Here is a 16,144-nt window from a genome sequence, read left to right on the forward strand (position 1 = left end):
CGAAGGGGTGACGTATCACCCTCGACCGCCCTACGCTGGCCCCACACCCGAAATCCGGGTCAAGGCATGCGAGAAAGGCAAGTCATCATGGGACGAATCTGGTTGATCACCGGCGCTGGGTCCGGGCTGGGGCGGGAGATCGCCCGGGCTGCACTGGGCGCGGGTGACACGGTGGTGCTGACCGACCGCCGCACCGACGGGGCCGAGGAGGTCGTCGCCGCGTACCCGGATCGAGCGCAGGCGCTGTCGCTGGACGTGACCGACCCGGCCCGCGTCGGCACGGTCGTGGACGAAGTGATCGCCCGGTACGGGCGCATCGACGTGCTGGTCAACAGCGCGGGCAGAGGCCACATCGGCGCGGTCGAGGAGACCACCGACGCCGAACTGCGCCCGCTGATGGAACTGCACCTGTTCGGTCCGGTGGCGCTCACCAAGGCGGTCCTGCCGCACATGCGCCGCCGGCGCAGCGGCGCCATCGTGCAGATCAGCAGCCTTGCCGGGCAGACCTCGGTGCCGGGCATGTCGGCGTACTCAGCGGGCAAGTACGCCCTCGAAGGACTGTCCGTGGCACTGGCGCAGGAGGTCGCCCCACTGGGCATCAAGGTCCTCATCGCCCAGCCCGGCGCGATGCGCACCAACTTCGCCGGCGCCGCCATCACCGAGTCGGCGCACATCGCCGACTACGACCCCACGGTGCGCGCACTGCGCGCCCACGTCGAAGAGGTCACCGGCCGACAGCCAGGCGACCCCGCCAAGATCGCCGCAGCGATCCTGACAGCGCTGGAGGCCGACGACACCCCGCTTCGACTGGCGCTGGGAAACAAGTCCCTGGACGACCTCAACGCCGCCGCCAAACGCACCCAGGACGAGCGGGTCACCTGGGAGTCCGTCAGCCGCGGCACCGATTTCAACGACTGAACCCACCGGACACCGCGCAGAAAGGGGCTCGCCATGGGGCGAGTAGAGGGAAAGACAGCCATCGTCACCGGCGGCGCCATGGGCATGGGCGCGGCCATCGTGCGACGCCTGGTCGCTGAAGGCGCGAAGGTGGTCATCGCAGACGTGGACAGCTCGGCAGCGCAAGTCCTGGCGGCCGAACTCGGCGCATGGGCCGTGGCAGAACTGCTGGACGTCCGCTCACCGCAGCAGTGGGTCGACGTCGTCAACCGCAGTGAACGGCGCTTCGGCGCCATCGACATCCTGGTCAACAACGCCGGGATCGCCGATCCGGCACCGCTGGAGGAATGGGACACCGCCCGGCTGCAGCGCACCCTGGACGTCAACCTGATCGGCGTGTTCAACGGCATACAGGCCGTCATACCGGCGATGAGACGCGCCGGCGGCGGCTCGATCGTCAACGTCGGCTCGGTCGGCGGATTCCACGGCGTGCCGAGGATGTCCGGCTACGTCGTGTCCAAGTGGGGCGTGCGCGGCCTGACCAAGACCGCCGCCCTGGAACTGGGCGCCCACGGGATCCGCGTCAACGCGGTACATCCCGGACAGACCGAGACCCCGATGACCCGAGGCGTCGTCTTCGACACCGACAGCATCGCCCTGGGCCGCGTCGGCCAGCCGGCCGACATCGCCGAGGCCGTGCTGTTCCTCGCCGGCGACGACGCCAGATTCATCACCGGCAGCGAGCTCGCCGTCGACGGCGGCCAACTGGCAGGACAAGCCGACTACAGCGGCCTGCCGCAGTAGCCGGCGCGGCCGGCAGCCGAGGGGTAAGGCTGCCGGCCGGCACCCTGCGTCGTGCATCTGTGCGGCGGCCACCGCGCCGCCCCGCCCGCCCGCTGCGGCTGGGGCTGTGGCTCTGCTCGCGCAGCGCCAACGACGACCAGCGATGGACCGCCACGAAGGTAACGTCGTGACCATGGCCGAGCTCAAGCATATGAACGACCGTGAGCAGCGCGCCTGGTACGGCTTCCTGTCCATGCAAGAGGACATCCGCCGGCACATGAACCGGCAACTGCTCACCGCCACGGGCCTGTCGCTTGCCGACTACGCCGTGCTGAGCACCCTGGCCCAGACATCGGACGGCTCATTGCGCGTGTTCGCGCTCAGGGATCAACTGCGCTGGGAGAAGACCCGCCTCACCCACCAGGTTTCGCGCATGGCCGCCCGCGGACTGCTCGAACGGCGCAGCTGCGCCGACGACATCCGGGGCAACCACATCGGACTCACACAGCAGGGCCTGACGGCCGTACGCGAGGCGACCCCTCTGCACCTTCGATACGTGCGCCGGATCTTTCTCGACGTGATCGGCGGACACCAGCTCGATGCGCTGGCTGCCGCCTCGGCGGCTGTCGTCCAGGCGCTGCATGACGCGATGTCGACGGATCCGCAACCGGCACACCTTCCGCGTGCCGCCGAGTTCAGATCCGCCCGACCTGCTGCATGACGCGATGTCGCCCCGGCCGACGGCCAGGGCGACATCCATGAGCCACCGTCCGCGAGACGGCGACGAGGTGCGATCAGCGGGTCAGGCAGCCAAGCCCCGCTTCAACGCGCGCGCGATCTTGACCACGCGCTCAGCCTGGTGCCGCGCGGAGTTGCGGGCGTCCGTGCCAACCGACGCCGCTTCGTTGCCGTACTCGACATGCTGGGTCGTGCCGTAGGGATTGCCGTCGACGAGCTTGACCGGGTCGGTGTAGCCGGGCGGCACGATGATGCCACCGAAGTGGTAAATCGTGTTGTACATGGCCAGCAGCGTCGACTCGTGCCCGCCGTGGCGGGTCGAGGCGGAGGTGAAGCCGCTGTAGACCTTGTCGGCCAGCTTGTTCTGCATCCACAGCGGTGCCAGCGTGTCGAAGAACTGCTTGAGCTGCGAGGCGATGTTGCCGAACCTGGTGGGCGAGCCGAAGATGATCGCGTCAGCCCACTCGATGTCGTCGAAGCTCGGGGTCGGCACACCGGCGGTCGCGGCGTGGTGGGAGGCCCAAAGCGGGTTCGAATCGATCGCGGACTGCGGTGCCAGCTCGGCGACCTTGCGGACCCGGACCTGCGCGCCGGCGTTCTGCGCGGCCTTGCTCATCTCGTTGACGATCTCGGTGCCAGCACCGGTCGCGGAGTAGTAGATGACGGCGAGATTGACGGGGTGGGACATGTGCTCTTCCTTCGTTCTGTGCAGCCGCCGCGAACTGTGCGGCGGCAACCTGTACGTGCCGGAAGATCGGCACCCGGCAAGCTTAGGCGCGTCAAGGGTGACCTATCACCCTCAAGTGGCCGGTGACACATCACCCATCTGCTGCGTTCGACGAGCCAGGCGAGTGGTCGTCATCGGTCAGCGCGCCGACCGCGTCGTCAGTCTTCGAACGGCTCGTCCTGCAGCGCCTCCAGAATGGCCTCAGACGCCGTGGCGATGGCGTCGAGCTGGCGCGGGCTGAGTGCATCGAGAAAGACCTGGCGCACGTACCTGACATGCAGCGGCGCGGCCTCTTCGATGGCGGAGCGCCCCGCAGCGGTGAGGACCACGTTATTGCCACGGGTGTCCTCTGCGCAGCTCTGCCGCTCGAGCAGGCCGCGGGCGACCATGCGCGACACCTGGTGCGTGAGCCGCGTCTTCTCCCACCGCAGGCGCTCACGAAGCTCGAAGATCCGCAAAGAACCCGCGGGCGCCTCCGACAGCGCGCTCAGCACCGCGTAGTCGGCCAGCGACAGGCCGGTCGTGGCGAGCAGCTGGCGGTTCATGTGCCGGCGGATGTCCTCCTGCATGGTCAGGAATCCGTACCAGGCTCGTCGCTCGCGGTCGTTCAAGTACTCGGGTTTGCTCACTGTGACGACCCTACTCTGGTGATGTATCACCTTGCGCGTCGGTGTGTGGGTCGCGGTTGTGGCACCACCTCACTCGGTGGGCGCATGGGTGCTGCCGAGGTTGGTCATGGCCCGGTCCACCTGGTCCTGGCTCATCGGGGGAACAGGCAGCGGATGGGCATTGCCGGCCCGGAAGGCGTCGAGCATGAGGTGCAGGTGGCGGCGCCACACATCGGGAGCCACGTCGCGGGTGGCCGCCGCGATCCGGCTGTGTGCCCAGATGACGAAGGCCAGGTCCTGGCGCGTCACGTCGGCGCGCAGGGTGCCCTGCTGGTGGGCGCGGTCGACGATGGTCTGGGTGAGCTCGCGGATCCGGGTCAGCCGGCCGCTGACGAAGTCCGGCAGCGGAACGTGCATCGACGCCAGGTCGTTCATTCCGCTGTCATCGGCCTGCAGATCGCACAGCGTTTCGAGATAACCGCAGAAACCCTCCCACGGATCCGGCGCGCAGGCGCTCGCCTCGGCCGCGGCCAGCCAGGTCTGCAGCTTGCCCTCGAAAGCTTCCTGGACCAGGTCCGGGCGAGTCGGGAAATGCCGGTACAGCGTGCCGATCGCGACACCGGCCTGGCGTGCGATGCCCTCCAGCGACGCGTTGAGGCCCTCCCGTGCAAACGCGTCGGAGGCGGCTGCGAGCAGCGCGTCTCGGTTGCGTTGGGCGTCTCGCCGCAGAGGTCGTGTTGAACGGTTCGGCGAAGCGGATCCGGGCGGCATGGGCCGACCTTACCAAAGGTGAGGGCACCCTCATGAAGCATCTCACAAAATCTGAGGGAGTCCTCATGTTGTGCTACGTTCGGAACATGAGGGGGTCCTCCACTTGTGTCGAGGGTCCGTTCGCCGTGGATTATCCGGCGGCTCAGCCGATCTCGCGCCGTCGATGCGGTCCGCCCTCCGTGGGCGCACTGGCGGCGCAAGCCGGTTCTGCAACCAGGCAGTAACCGGCAGACAGGAACAGGAGCAACAGATGGTAGGCAAGTACGGCGACTTCTACGCCGCCAAGAAGTTCGGCTTCCCCAAGGCCGTTCCCGGCGAGCACGCCCCGTCGCCGCAGCAGTTCATGCCCGAGCACATCAACGACCCGTCGTTCTACGCCAAGGGCTGGCACAAAGAGGAGCTGGGCGACGGCTTCTACTGGGTGACCACGCCGTCAGGATACGAATCGGCGTTCATGCTCACCGGCGAGGGCGTCATCGTGATCGACGCGCCGCCGCCGCTGGGCGAGAACATCTTCGCCGCGATCGAGTCGGTCACCGACGCACCGGTCACCCACCTGGTCTACAGCCACTGGCACTCCGACCACATCGGCGCGGCGTCCATGTTCGGCCCGAAGGTGAAGATCATCGCCCACGACATCACCCGCGACCTGCTGGCCCGCTTCCCGGACAAGTACCGCCCGCTGCCGACCGAGACGTTCGACACCGAGGCCACGCTCGAGGTCGGCGGGACCAAGCTGGAACTGTCCTACAAGGGCGCCGACCACTGCCCCGGCAACATCTACATCTGGGCACCCACCCAAAAGGTGCTCACGAAGATCGACATCGTGAGCCCTGGCTCGGTGGCGTTCATGCACTGCGACTTCTCGGAAAACATCAGCGGGTTCTACCAGGCCCACGACGACATCCTGTCCTACGACTTCAAAGCCCTCATCGGCGGCCACATCACCCGCTGGGGCACCCGCGAAGACGTCGAGATCGTCCGGGAGTACTGGCACGACGTGCGCGACCACGCCGACGAGGCGCTCAAGGAGATGGCTTCCAAGGACGTCCTGGAAAGCTTCCACCACGGCATGGGCAAAGAGCACCGCCTCGTGGGCGCGGAGAACTTCATGAACTCGATGGTCAACTACATCGTCGACAAGACGCTGAGCAAGACCACCTCCAACGGCCAGACCTGGCCCGAACGGCTGGCCGGCGCCACTCCATTCACCAAGTACCACGCCTTCACCGTCATGGAGTCGACCCGCACCGAGCGCACCCACCACGGCTACCAGCGCCGCGGCGTCGGCGGACCCTGGTACATCGTCTGACCTTCCGCCCCACGCAGCACCGCCGTCGTGCCACCACCGGCGCGTCGGCGGTGCACACAGGCGACGACGCGGCTCACGCCTTGCGCCGGACAGGCGCGAGCCGCGACCCCTCGCCTGCGACGCACGGATGAGGCAGCCCCTCGCTGCAGCACGGTCCCCAACCGCGAACGGCCCGTTCGACGCGCGTTGCGGCACCCGGCCTTCGATCGCGCTGCCCGCGTAGCTCCCGTACAGAAGGACAAGCTTCATGCCTACTCACCGAGAACCCCGGCCACCGCGCGCCGTCTTACCCGTCGTGCTGCTCGCCGTGTTCGCGTTCGCCATGCTCCAGTCACTGCTCAATCCGGTACTGCCCGCGCTGCGGCAGGAACTGGGCACAACACAGCAGCTGATCCCGTGGGTCATGACAGCCTTCCTGCTGTCGACCTCGGTCTTCACCCCCGTCGTCGGGCGGCTGGGCGATCGGTACGGCAAGGACCGCGTGCTCACCGCTTCGCTGATCGCGCTAGCCACTGGATCAGCGATCTGTGCGCTGGCACCGAACATCGCCATCATGATCCTCGGCCGAGCCGTACAGGGTATAGGCGGCGGCGTGATCCCCCTGGCCTACGGCATCATCCGCGACGAGCTACCGCGCCAGCGCGTGCCGGGCGCGATCGGTGTCGGCGCCGCCCTGGCAGCAGTAGGCGGCGGGGTCGGCATCGTCCTGGCCGGACCACTGACCACAGCACTCGGCATCCGGTCGCTGTTCTGGATCCCGCTGCTGCTTACCGCCGGTGCCGCAGCGGCCGCACGGCTGATCGTCCCGCCGTCACCCTCGCGCAACCCCAGCCCCATCAGCTGGCTCGCCGCCGTACTGCTCGCGGGGTGGCTGGTCGCACTGCTCGTGCCGCTTTCGCAGGGGTCCCGGTGGGGTTGGACGTCCGCCGCTGTCATCACGCCCCTGGCGGGTGCCGCCATACTGGCTGCCGCCTGGGTCGCGGTGGAGAGGCGCTCCGGCCGGCCATTGATCGACATGCGGATGATGCGGATCACCGCCGTATGGACGACCAACCTGGTGTCGCTGCTGTTCGGCGTCGGACTGTTCGCGGTCATGACATACCTGCCGGTCTTCGTCCAGACTGCGCCGGCGACCGGCTACGGCTTCGGGGCCAGCGCCACCCAGGCAGGCCTCATCCTGCTGCCGATGACCGTGGCGATGTTCTTCGCCGGGCTCGCCTCCGCGCGGCTGACCGCACGGTTCGGATCCCGGCTCGTGCTGGTCGCAGCGTCGGCGCTGTACACCGCCGGGATCACCATCATCGCCATCCGACACGACCACCAATGGCAGGTGCTGGTAGCACTGGCGCTGCTGGGCGCCGCGCTCGGGACCGCGTTCTCCACGATGTCCAACATCATCGTCGCCGCCGTACGCCCGGACCAGACAGGCGTGGCCAACGGCGTCACCGCCAACGTCCGCACCATCGGCGGGTCGATCGGCGTCGCACTCATGAGCGGCGTCATCGGCGCGCATACCCCTGCGGGCGGCCCGTCCGCCGAGTCCGGCTACACCTGCGGATTCGCGACCCTGGCTGTGGCCGGCCTGGCCGCGCTGGCGACCACGGTGCTCATCGCCCGACACCACCGACTCGGCCGGACGCCACCTGCGGCCTGACGGCCGGACCCCAGGTCGGGAGTCGCGGGTCCCCGGCCGCGCATCCTCCGCCCTCGGGCAGGGCCCATGTAACCGCTCAGTCGGCAGTGGGGTAGATGTCCCGCCGAGCCGGTGGCGCTGCGTTCCGGACGGTGAGGTTGAGCGCTTGGACGAGTCGGGCACACTCAACCGAACGTCGATGGCCACGCACGCGCCGGATACGTTTGGCCTGATCGATGCCATGGACTTTGCCGGACAGCTGACATGAGTATGCGCTCAAGTACAGCGCTCATAAACGCCTTCACCCAACCCGTATACGCCGTGACCCTGCCAATTGGTGAATACGGTCCGCCGCCACGCCACGACGCGGTCATGCTGGGCGTCGGAGCCGAAACCCAGCCTTCGGAGCTGCTGCGGCGTCGTACCTGGCTGGCGCCGCCGGAGAAGGGTGTTTTCAATGACATGGCCCCGGTCCACGGTGGCGGACCGGGGCCTGCGCGGCGAGCCTCAGCAGACCGCCCTGGCTGCGTCGGTGATGAGTTCAGCCACGACCCTGGGGTTGCTGAGCATCACGACGTGCGACGAATTCGGCACTTCGACGACCTTGCGGGCGTTGGCGCGGCTGTACATCCAGCGTTGGGTGGCAGGCGGGATCGCCTTGTCCTGGCCGGCGACCAGCGCCCATGTCGGGATCGTCTTCCAGGCCGTGGCGGTGGTCGGGAAGATGAAGGAGTCGGCGTCGAACGGCCGCTGCGTGGCCTGCAAGGTCCGGAAGGCGCTGGTGGAGATGTCGGCGGCGAAGGCCGCCTGGCCGTCCTTGCTCAGGTACAGGTCGATTCCGGTGGTGCCGTCGGCCTTGGTGTACGGCACGCCCACGCTCACCGGCGCGACCTCGCTGCCGGGGAACTTGGTGATGAGTTCGCCCTGCGTCTCGCCGACCTCGGGCACGAACGCCGCGATGTAGACCAGCGCCTTGACGTTGGACTTCCCGGCGGCGGCGTTGGTGATGACCGTTCCGCCCATGGAGTGCGCGACCAGCACGACCGGACCGCTGATCGAGTCCAGCAGGCTCGCGACGTACGGCGCGTCGGTGGGGATTCCCCGCAGGGGGTTCGCCGCGCAGACGGTGCTGTAGCCCTTGCCCTGCAACTGCTGGATGGTCGCGTTCCAGCAGGACGAGTCGGCGTAGCCGCCGTGCACGAGCACGATGGTCGGCTTGGCCGACCCGGTGGTGCCGGTGGTCTCGGCGAACACGGCCGGGCCGGTGGCGAGCGCCGTTGCGGTGAGCGCGAGGCCGGCGCCTGCGCCGGTGACGAGGGTCCGCCGGGAGATCTGGTGGGACATTGTTGTGCTCCTACTCGTGGTGGGTATCAGTTGGCCGCGGAGGCTGCGGCCTGGCGGATGAGGTCGGCGACGGCGGTCGGCTGGGAGGCGTACACGGCGTGGCTGCCGGTCGCCTCGGCGGTGATCGCGCCGACGCGGGCGGCCATGGCCCGCTGCGCGCCCGGCGGGATCATGCGGTCGTCGGTGGCGACCAGGTACCAGGCGGGCTTGTGCCGCCATGCCGGCTCGGTGACGGCGCCGGCCAGGCAGCCGACGCCCCAGGGGACCTGCGAGTCGGCCAGGAACGCCGCGTCCTGGGCAGACAGGTCGCCGGCGAACGAGGCGTGGAACCTGTCCCGGTCAAGGAACAGGAACCCGTCGCGGGGCGGCAGGATCGGCGGGACGGGCGCGCCGGGCGGCGGGTCGGCGATCAGCGTGTTGACCGACTCTCCCTTGTCCGGTGCGAACGCCGCGATGTAGACCAGGCCCGCGACGGCTTCGTGGGTGCCGGCTTCGCTGATGACGGCGCCGCCGTAGGAGTGCCCGACGAGGATGGCCGGACCGTCGAGGTCGTCGAGGATGAACCGGGTGGCGGCGACGTCGCCTTCCAGCGACAGTGTCGGGTTCTGCACGATCTTGACGTGGTATCCGTCGGCGGTCAGCAGCCGGTGCACGGCCTGCCAGCCGGAACCGTCGACGAAACCGCCGTGCACCAGCACGACGTTGCGGATGGGTTTGCTCATGGGGTTGCTCCCGAATCGCTGTGCGGCGGGCGGACCGCCCGCCGCTTCGCAACCCATGCAACCGGTTCCGCAAGCCCCGGACCAGGCAGGACAACATGCAGAACTACGTCTGCCCGGCCATCGCGGCTCTGCTGCGGCAGGTGGCCGCCTGCTGGTGTTCGCCGATCGACTCGAAGAGCTCGGCGGCATTCAGCAGAACCTGTCGTGCTTGATCGGCGTGGGAGGCGTCGTAAAGCTCGGCCAACATCCAGAGCATGGTGGCCTGCAGCAGCCGGTTGTCGGTGCCTTTGAGCAGGTCGACCGCGCGCAACATCAGTGGTATGCCTTCGTCGGCGCGGCCTGCGGTGCCCAGCGCCTGGGCGATGCGCGACAGCACGACCGGCAGAGTGCCTTCGGCGATCGTGGGGGTCATGCCGGCAGACGGGTCCTCGGCCAGCCGCAGTGACTGCTGGTAGCAGACGAGTGCTTCGTCGGTGTCGCCGAGCGCCACCGCGATGTAGCCACGCAGGATCCAGGCCTGGCAGGTGGCGTCGATGTCGCCGGCCTGCTGGAACAGGTCAGCCGCCGTGCGTGCGGCGTCCTGGGCCGCTGACAGATCGCCCAGTCTGCGTTGGGCGACGGCGGTGTAGTGCAGCGCCCACGCCTGTTGCAGCACGTCGCCGGCCGCGTCGGCGAGGGCGAGTGCGCGCGCGGTGAGGTCGAGCGCAGGCCGCGCGTCGCGCCACGGCAGCGTATGGGTCCAGGCCACATAGTTGAGGAACTCGGCCTGCAGCCGGATGTCGCCCAGGTGGACGGCCGAGTCGTAGCCGAGGGCGAACACGTCGCGCCATCGGTGCCAGTGCACCCACCGGTCGGAGAACCAGTGCATCGCGCCGACTGCCTGCGTCACCGCAGCGTGGTCGCCGTCGACCGCGGCGGCGCCCAGGGCCGGGAACCAGTGCTCGGCTTCGGCCCGGATCCAGCTGTCGGCGTCGTCGGTGGTGGCGAACGTGGTGCGGTCGCCGCCGGGTTCGAACCACCGTCCTGCGGCGGTCAGGGTATCCAGCAGCCAGGTGATCATCCGCCGGCGGGCGGAGGTCACCTCGGCTGCGGTGTCTTCGTGTTCGGCGCGCCGGTGGGCATAGAGACGCACCAGGTCGTGGAAACGGTAGCGTCCATTCGGCGCCGTCTCCAGCAGACCGAGATCCACTAGATCGTCGAGATGCTCCTCGGCGGTCGTCGCAGACATCTGCACGATCTCCGAAGCCAGCGCCGCGTTGAAGTCCGCGCCGGGCACCAGCGCGATCTGCCGGAACAGCCTCCGGGTCGGCTCGGGTAGCTGCTCGTACGACACCCCGAACGCGGCGGCGACTTGCAGGTCACCGGCGCTGAGCTGGTCGAGGCGCCGCTCGGCGGCCGCCAGCCGCAGCACCAGGTCGGCCACGCTCCACTGCGGCCGGGACAGCAGCCGGTTGCCGGCGATGCGCAGCGCCAGCGGCAGCCCGCCCAACAGTTTCACCAGACCGTCCATGTCCTCGTGGCGAGGCGCAGACGCGCCGTCGGCGAGTATGCGCGTCATCAGGTCCTGTGCATCGGCGGTCGGCATCGGCGTCAGCTGCAGCCGCTGTACGCCTACCAGCCCTGCCAGCACGCGGCGGCTGGTGACGATGAGACGGCTGCTGCCGGCTCCCGGCTGCAGCGGCCGGACCTGTGCTTCGGTCGCCGCGTCGTCGACGATCACCAGGACGCGTCGTTCACGCAGCAGTTGCCGGTAGCGGGCGGCTCGTTCGGCCGGGTCTTGTGGAAGGTGCGGGTCGCGTACTCCCAGCGCTCGCAGGAGACGGGCCAGCATCTCGTCGCTGGGTGACGGGCGCCTGGTCATGCCGTGCGCTTCGATGAAGTGCACGCCGCCGGGGAAGCGGTCCCGTACGTGGTGCGCGGCGCGTACCGCCAACGTCGTCTTGCCCAGGCCGGCACCGCCGGAGATCACCGCGGTGCCTGCCTGGTCGTCGGCGCGGGCCCGGTCCTGGACGCGGTGCAGGAGCCAGGCCAGTTCGGCGGCCCGGCCGGTGAAGTCGCCGAGCGGGCCGGGCAGTTCACAGGAGCCAGGCGCGGCGCTGAGGTAGGCCGAGCGGGTCCGGCCTGCCTTCGCCAGGGCCAGGAGCCGCTCGCGGGGCTGGTCGTCGAGTTTGAGCGCGTCGGCGATCTGCGCCACCGTCCGGCGTTGCGGGCCGAGGGCCCGGCCGCGTTCCATGTCGCTGAGTGCCCGCACGCTGACGCCGGAGGCCTCGGACAGCTCCTCCAGCGTCAGGCCGGCGTCGTGGCGGGCGGTGCGCAACTCTGCTGCGAACGTGCTGCTCACCGGGCACCGGCCGCAGCCTGGCGGATCAGGTCGGCGACGGCTTGGGGTTGTGACACGTACACGGCATGGCTGCCGGGTGTCTCGGCGACGGTCGATCCGGCGCGCTCGGCCATGGCCCGCTGAGCCGGTGGCGGGATCATCCGGTCATCGGCGGCCACGAGGTACCAGCTGGGCTTGTACCGCCACGCCGCATCCGAGACGGCCCCGGACAGCGCGTCGACACCCCATGGCACCTGCGAGTCGGCCAGGAACTGTGCCTCGTCCAGCGGCACGTCCGCGGCGAACGAGGCGTGGAACTTGTCCCGGTCGAGGAGCAGGAACCCGTCCTGCGGCGGCAGGATCGGCGGCACCGGCGCGCCAGGCGGCGGGTCGGCGATCAGGGTGTTGACCGACTCGCCCTTGTCGGGTGCGAACGCCGCGACGTAGGCCAGTGCGGCCACCGCCGGGTGATTGCCGGCTTCGCTGATGACCGCGCCACCGTAGGAGTGGCCGACGAGTACGGTCGGGCCGTTCTGGCGCTGCAGGACCCGCCGGGTCGCCTCAGCATCACCGGCCAGCGACAAGGTCGGGTTCTGCACGATGCTGACGTTGAAGCCGTCACGGCGCAGCAGCTGGTAGACCTTCTGCCAGCCGGAGCCGTCGACGAAACCGCCGTGCACCAGCACGACGTTGTTGATGTTGGTCATCGTCTTCTCCAGGTGTTCACCGGTTGATGGAACCTAAAGCCGACGTTATGGACATGCGGTGGCCTGCCGCGTCTGTCAAATGACCGGTCAGTCCGTAAGGTCGCCGTCTTCGCCGGGAAGGCGGCCGAGCGCCTCGTGCAGCCCCGCGCGGGAGGTCACGCCGAGCTTCGGGAAGATCTGGTGCAGGTGGTAGCCCACAGTGCGGGCCGACAGGAACAGCCGTTCGGCGATCTGCTTGTTGGTCAGCCCCGTCGCGGCCAGCCGGGCGATCTGCAACTGCTGGGCGGTCAGCACCGCCACCTGCTCACCACCGGCAGGACTGTCGCGATGCAGTCCGGTCGCGCGCAGTTCGTTGACGGCCCGGTGCGCCCAGGGCCGGGCCTGCAGTTGGTCGAACAGATCCGCGGCCGCCTGCAGCTGAGGACGGGCCGCGGCCGGCGACCGGGTGCGGCGTAACCGTTCGCCGTAGGCCAAATGGATGCGGGCCAGGTCGAACGGCCACCGGTCGGCACCGGGCGACGCCAGCGCCAGGTCGAAAAGCGGTGCGAAGGAGGCGTCATCGGCTGCCATGGCACGGGCGCCGGCCGCGGTGAGTGCCAGGCGGGGCGACAGCTCCGCCACGTGTGATCGTTCGGCGGCGGCGACGTGGGCGCGGGCGTCATCTGCCCGGCCGGTGCGGGCGGCCGCCTCGACCACCTCCATGATCAGCCACAGTGCGTTCGGTGCGTGCGGTGCCAGGCTGCCGACGGGGCTGACCGTGCTCGCGCACCGGTACGCCTCTTCGAAGTCGGCCTTTGACAGCGCAGCGAGAGCACGGATGTGCCATGCGTACGACATGATGGCGCCTGCCCGGCGGGGACCTGCCCAGCGGGTCAGCTGCTGGGTGAGTTCGTGGGCGGTGTCGTCGTCGCCGCGCGCCGCGGCGACCAGCGCTTGCAGGAACAGGCTCGGCCAGCGCAGCAGCGTGTAGTCGTGGCTCTGGCACAGGTCGATCGCCTCGGCCGTGAGCGCGGCCAGGTCGTCCCAGCGGCCGGTGAAATAGGCGTCGTTGGCCAGCAGTGACAGAGCCTCGATCGCAGAGGTCACCGCTCCGCCCTCACGGCCGTGCCGCACCGCCCGCCACAGCGGCTCGCGGCACTCGCCGATCCGGTCGAGATAACTGGCGGCGATCGCGGTTCGGACGATGCGCGCGGGGCTGTTCTCCCGGCGCAGCGCCGCGATCGCGGTGTCGAGGGTGTCCAGAATCGGCAGCGCCCTGTGCGCGGGGTCGCCGAAGGTGGCGGCCAGGACGGAAATCAGCTGCGGCGCGCGGGGCTCCAGCCGGTCCACCGTGGCATGAAAGGTCGCCCAGAACTCGGCCCGACCGGCGAAGAAGCAGACCATCAGCAGCGTGTACAGCGCCTCGATCAGGGTCTTGTCGTGGGCGTCGCGCGGTTGCGGCAGTGCGTCGATCGCGGCGGCCAGTAGCCGGTAGGCGGAGTCGACATCACCAGCCTCGTTGAGCAGGTGGTAGGCGCCGGCGACCGCGCCGGCTAGCGACCCGTGGTGTTCGGGGTCGGCACGGCGGGCGGCATCGAGAAGGGCCGGCACTTCGCGTAGGTCTCCGGTGACGACGGCACCGAAGTAGGCGGCTTCGGCCAACCGGGCGCTTCGGGCACCGCCGTCGGGGCTGAGATCAGCAGCGCGCAGGAGTTCGGTGATCGCGACAACGGAGTCACCGCGAAACAGGTTGATGTGGGCAACGTGCTCCAGCAGCGCGGCAGTCGCCTCGTCCGGGCCGGTGCTGGCCTCGGCCAGATGCCATGCCCGCCGGTGGACGTCGCGGCGATGATGTTCGGCAAGCCTGCGGTGGGCTTCTCGTAGCTGTTCGCCGGTGGTGCATCCGATGATCACAGACCGAATCAGGGTGTGGCGGAAGCTCAGCTTGGCTGCGGCGACGTCCACGGACACCAGCCGCATGTTCACGGCCGGGGCCAGGTCAGCAGCGGCTCTGCGCGGCTCGGCGATGACACTGAGGTCGCCGGTGCCGTCGAGTACCGCCAACAGGAGGGCTTGGCGTGTCGCTTTCGGAAGGTCACCGATGCGGGCGGCGAAGACCTGTTGCAGCCGACCGGTGATCGGCAGGACGGCCGTCAGCGGGCCTGGACCTTGCGTGGATAAGGCTATGGGCAGCTCCAGCAGCGCCAGCGGATTGCCCTGAGCCTCGGCAAGCAGCCGTTGCCGGGGCCGGGCCGCCAGCGCCGGGTAGCGGCTGTCGAGCAGACGCTGGGAAGCTTCGTCGGACAGCGGCGCGAGCTCGTAGGTGGACAGCCCGCTGGTGTCGAACGCCGTCGGTTCTCCGGTCCGGGCAGTGGCGAGTACGCCGATGCGGTGCCCGGCGACCCGCCGGGCGCAGAACGCGAGGATCTGTGCGCTGATCGGATCCAGCCATGGCATGTCGTCGACGATCAGCAAGAGCGGACGCGCAGTGGCCGCTCGGATGAGCAGCTGCAGGGCGGCGTTCGAGATCGCCAGCCGATTGGCGTTGATGGAGGCGTCGAGGCCGAGCGCGCCGCGCAACGCGGCCCGGTGTGCGGGTTCGAGGCGGTCGAGGTCGGCCAGCAGCGGTGACACCACCTGGGCCAAGCCGGTGAAGCTGACGTTCGCGTCGTGTTCGACTCCGACGGCCCAGATGACCTGCGTCCCCAGGGCCGCGGCATGATTTGCGGCGTCGGCGACCAGCACCGATTTGCCTATCCCGGCGTCGCCGAGGATGACCAACGCTGCGCCGCTGGTGGTGGTGCCCTCGACGAAAGACCGTACGAAGGCGATGTCGTCGTCGCGGCCGATAAGCGACGGGTCGTGCCGCGCCCAGGCAACGCGGCCGTGGGGTTCGCTCATCTCCGCTCCTGACGCAGCCGCTGCCGAAAGTCCGCGCTGCCTGACCGATCGGGCGACCTGTCGCGGCCCCTGAGGATCGCCCTCGGCTGGTACTGCGGCTTCTCCTGGCAGCGTAGCCGTTGGAAGGATCATCAACGCGAGGGAATCTGCCCTGATGGGCGCTTCAGACCCTTTTATGGCTCTTGGAGGCACGCACCCACGGGTGGCCCCCCGTGCTTCACCCGAGGGTGTGCCGAGGGCTGGCACGGGTCGCAAAACGCCGACGCAGCAGCGGCCGCGCTGGCCGCCGGCGGTGCCTGGGCACTGGGCAACCAGCCCCCGCAGCGGCCAAAGTCGCCGCACACGCGCCGGTGGACGTCAGCCTCGTCGGGTTCGCCACACGTTCCGGGCCTCAGCCAGGACTCTCCATGGTGCCGGTGTTGGTCGACCCGTGGTGGTGCTCGGGTGTGGGGTGAGTTACCGGTTGGCAGCCCGCTGGCTGTCGCGTTGAGCTCGTACGTTGTGGCTGGCTGTGGCGTTCTGGCAGCGGCCGGTGGCCAGGTTCCACTTCCAGCCGTGCAGCTGGCAGGTGAGCTGGTCGCCCTCGACGATGCCGAAGCGGGTCAGATCGGCCTTCAGGTGCGGGCAGCGCCGCTGGAACGACCAGCCGCCCACGGTGATGTCCTCCGCGTCGGGCCGCTGCGACTCGTACCAGCCCTCGGC

14 protein-coding genes are annotated in these 16,144 nt (G+C 69.3%); 5 read left to right on the forward strand and 9 right to left on the reverse strand.

What is annotated here, in order from left to right; genetic code table 11:
* The first annotated feature begins 87 nt into the window (after positions 1–87).
* The 3 genes from AB0B66_RS24110 to AB0B66_RS24120 all read left to right on the forward strand — a co-directional run bounded on the left by AB0B66_RS24110 (position 88) and on the right by AB0B66_RS24120 (position 2,401).
* Positions 88–918 (forward strand): oxidoreductase, encoded by an 831-nt coding sequence (locus AB0B66_RS24110; RefSeq protein ID WP_360533937.1) that lies wholly within the window; start codon positions 88–90, stop codon positions 916–918.
* A gap of 33 nt (positions 919–951) precedes the next feature.
* The gene (locus AB0B66_RS24115; protein WP_360533940.1) at positions 952–1,701 is read left to right on the forward strand and encodes a glucose 1-dehydrogenase; all 750 of its coding nucleotides are present in this window, start codon (positions 952–954) and stop codon (positions 1,699–1,701) included.
* Between the two features lie 172 nt (positions 1,702–1,873).
* A complete protein-coding gene (locus AB0B66_RS24120) occupies positions 1,874–2,401 on the forward strand; it encodes a MarR family winged helix-turn-helix transcriptional regulator (protein WP_360533943.1) in 528 nt (175 codons plus the stop codon).
* An 81-nt stretch (positions 2,402–2,482) separates the two neighbouring features.
* Here AB0B66_RS24120 and AB0B66_RS24125 read toward each other — a convergent pair whose 3' ends face one another.
* The 3 genes from AB0B66_RS24125 to AB0B66_RS24135 form a co-directional block, all read right to left on the reverse strand.
* The gene (locus AB0B66_RS24125) at positions 2,483–3,106 is read right to left on the reverse strand and encodes a flavodoxin family protein (protein WP_360533946.1); all 624 of its coding nucleotides are present in this window, start codon (positions 3,104–3,106) and stop codon (positions 2,483–2,485) included.
* Between the two features lie 197 nt (positions 3,107–3,303).
* Complete coding sequence (locus AB0B66_RS24130) at positions 3,304–3,774, reverse strand: MarR family winged helix-turn-helix transcriptional regulator (protein WP_360533949.1); 471 nt, start codon at positions 3,772–3,774, stop codon at positions 3,304–3,306.
* A 69-nt stretch (positions 3,775–3,843) separates the two neighbouring features.
* On the reverse strand, positions 3,844–4,524 hold the full coding sequence (locus tag AB0B66_RS24135; protein WP_360533952.1) for a TetR/AcrR family transcriptional regulator: 681 nt from the start codon (positions 4,522–4,524) through the stop codon (positions 3,844–3,846).
* Positions 4,525–4,774: 250 nt separating this feature from the next.
* Between AB0B66_RS24135 and AB0B66_RS24140 the strand changes: the two genes are divergently transcribed.
* Entirely contained in the window at positions 4,775–5,836 is a 1,062-nt protein-coding gene (locus tag AB0B66_RS24140; protein WP_360533955.1) for an MBL fold metallo-hydrolase, read from the forward strand.
* Positions 5,837–6,083: 247 nt separating this feature from the next.
* Positions 6,084–7,490 (forward strand): MFS transporter, encoded by a 1,407-nt coding sequence (locus tag AB0B66_RS24145; protein ID WP_360533958.1) that lies wholly within the window; start codon positions 6,084–6,086, stop codon positions 7,488–7,490.
* A gap of 486 nt (positions 7,491–7,976) precedes the next feature.
* On the opposite strand, the gene AB0B66_RS24150 is transcribed toward AB0B66_RS24145, so the two are convergent.
* From AB0B66_RS24150 to AB0B66_RS24175, 6 genes are all read right to left on the reverse strand, one after another.
* Positions 7,977–8,813: an alpha/beta hydrolase gene (locus AB0B66_RS24150; protein ID WP_360533961.1), complete on the reverse strand. Its 837-nt coding sequence runs from the start codon at positions 8,811–8,813 to the stop codon at positions 7,977–7,979.
* A 26-nt stretch (positions 8,814–8,839) separates the two neighbouring features.
* A complete protein-coding gene (locus tag AB0B66_RS24155; protein ID WP_360533967.1) occupies positions 8,840–9,535 on the reverse strand; it encodes an alpha/beta hydrolase in 696 nt (231 codons plus the stop codon).
* A 103-nt stretch (positions 9,536–9,638) separates the two neighbouring features.
* Complete coding sequence (locus tag AB0B66_RS24160; RefSeq protein WP_360533970.1) at positions 9,639–11,876, reverse strand: helix-turn-helix domain-containing protein; 2,238 nt, start codon at positions 11,874–11,876, stop codon at positions 9,639–9,641.
* The gene (locus tag AB0B66_RS24165; protein ID WP_360533973.1) at positions 11,873–12,562 is read right to left on the reverse strand and encodes an alpha/beta hydrolase; all 690 of its coding nucleotides are present in this window, start codon (positions 12,560–12,562) and stop codon (positions 11,873–11,875) included. The genes AB0B66_RS24160 and AB0B66_RS24165 overlap by 4 nt, the downstream gene beginning before the upstream one ends.
* A gap of 87 nt (positions 12,563–12,649) precedes the next feature.
* Positions 12,650–15,688 (reverse strand): AAA family ATPase, encoded by a 3,039-nt coding sequence (locus AB0B66_RS24170; protein ID WP_360533976.1) that lies wholly within the window; start codon positions 15,686–15,688, stop codon positions 12,650–12,652.
* A gap of 210 nt (positions 15,689–15,898) precedes the next feature.
* Positions 15,899–16,144 (reverse strand): Rieske 2Fe-2S domain-containing protein (locus tag AB0B66_RS24175; RefSeq protein WP_360533979.1); only part of this gene is annotated, 246 nt, incomplete at its 5' end.

This window comes from Catellatospora sp. NPDC049111 (assembly GCF_040648615.1).
Lineage (GTDB): Bacteria > Actinomycetota > Actinomycetes > Mycobacteriales > Micromonosporaceae > Catellatospora > Catellatospora aurea.

Excerpts from the sequence above, each read along its gene's own strand:
- AB0B66_RS24135 (WP_360533952.1), bottom strand. The coding sequence starts at position 4,524 with ATGCCGCCCGGATCCGCTTCGCCGAACCGTTCAACACGACCTCTGCGG.
- AB0B66_RS24155 (WP_360533967.1), bottom strand. The coding sequence starts at position 9,535 with ATGAGCAAACCCATCCGCAACGTCGTGCTGGTGCACGGCGGTTTCGTC.
- AB0B66_RS24165 (WP_360533973.1), bottom strand. The coding sequence starts at position 12,562 with ATGACCAACATCAACAACGTCGTGCTGGTGCACGGCGGTTTCGTCGAC.
- AB0B66_RS24120 (WP_360533943.1), top strand. The coding sequence starts at position 1,874 with ATGGCCGAGCTCAAGCATATGAACGACCGTGAGCAGCGCGCCTGGTAC.
- AB0B66_RS24110 (WP_360533937.1), top strand. The coding sequence starts at position 88 with ATGGGACGAATCTGGTTGATCACCGGCGCTGGGTCCGGGCTGGGGCGG.
- AB0B66_RS24150 (WP_360533961.1), bottom strand. The coding sequence starts at position 8,813 with ATGTCCCACCAGATCTCCCGGCGGACCCTCGTCACCGGCGCAGGCGCC.
- AB0B66_RS24140 (WP_360533955.1), top strand. The coding sequence starts at position 4,775 with ATGGTAGGCAAGTACGGCGACTTCTACGCCGCCAAGAAGTTCGGCTTC.
- AB0B66_RS24115 (WP_360533940.1), top strand. The coding sequence starts at position 952 with ATGGGGCGAGTAGAGGGAAAGACAGCCATCGTCACCGGCGGCGCCATG.
- AB0B66_RS24125 (WP_360533946.1), bottom strand. The coding sequence starts at position 3,106 with ATGTCCCACCCCGTCAATCTCGCCGTCATCTACTACTCCGCGACCGGT.
- AB0B66_RS24145 (WP_360533958.1), top strand. The coding sequence starts at position 6,084 with ATGCCTACTCACCGAGAACCCCGGCCACCGCGCGCCGTCTTACCCGTC.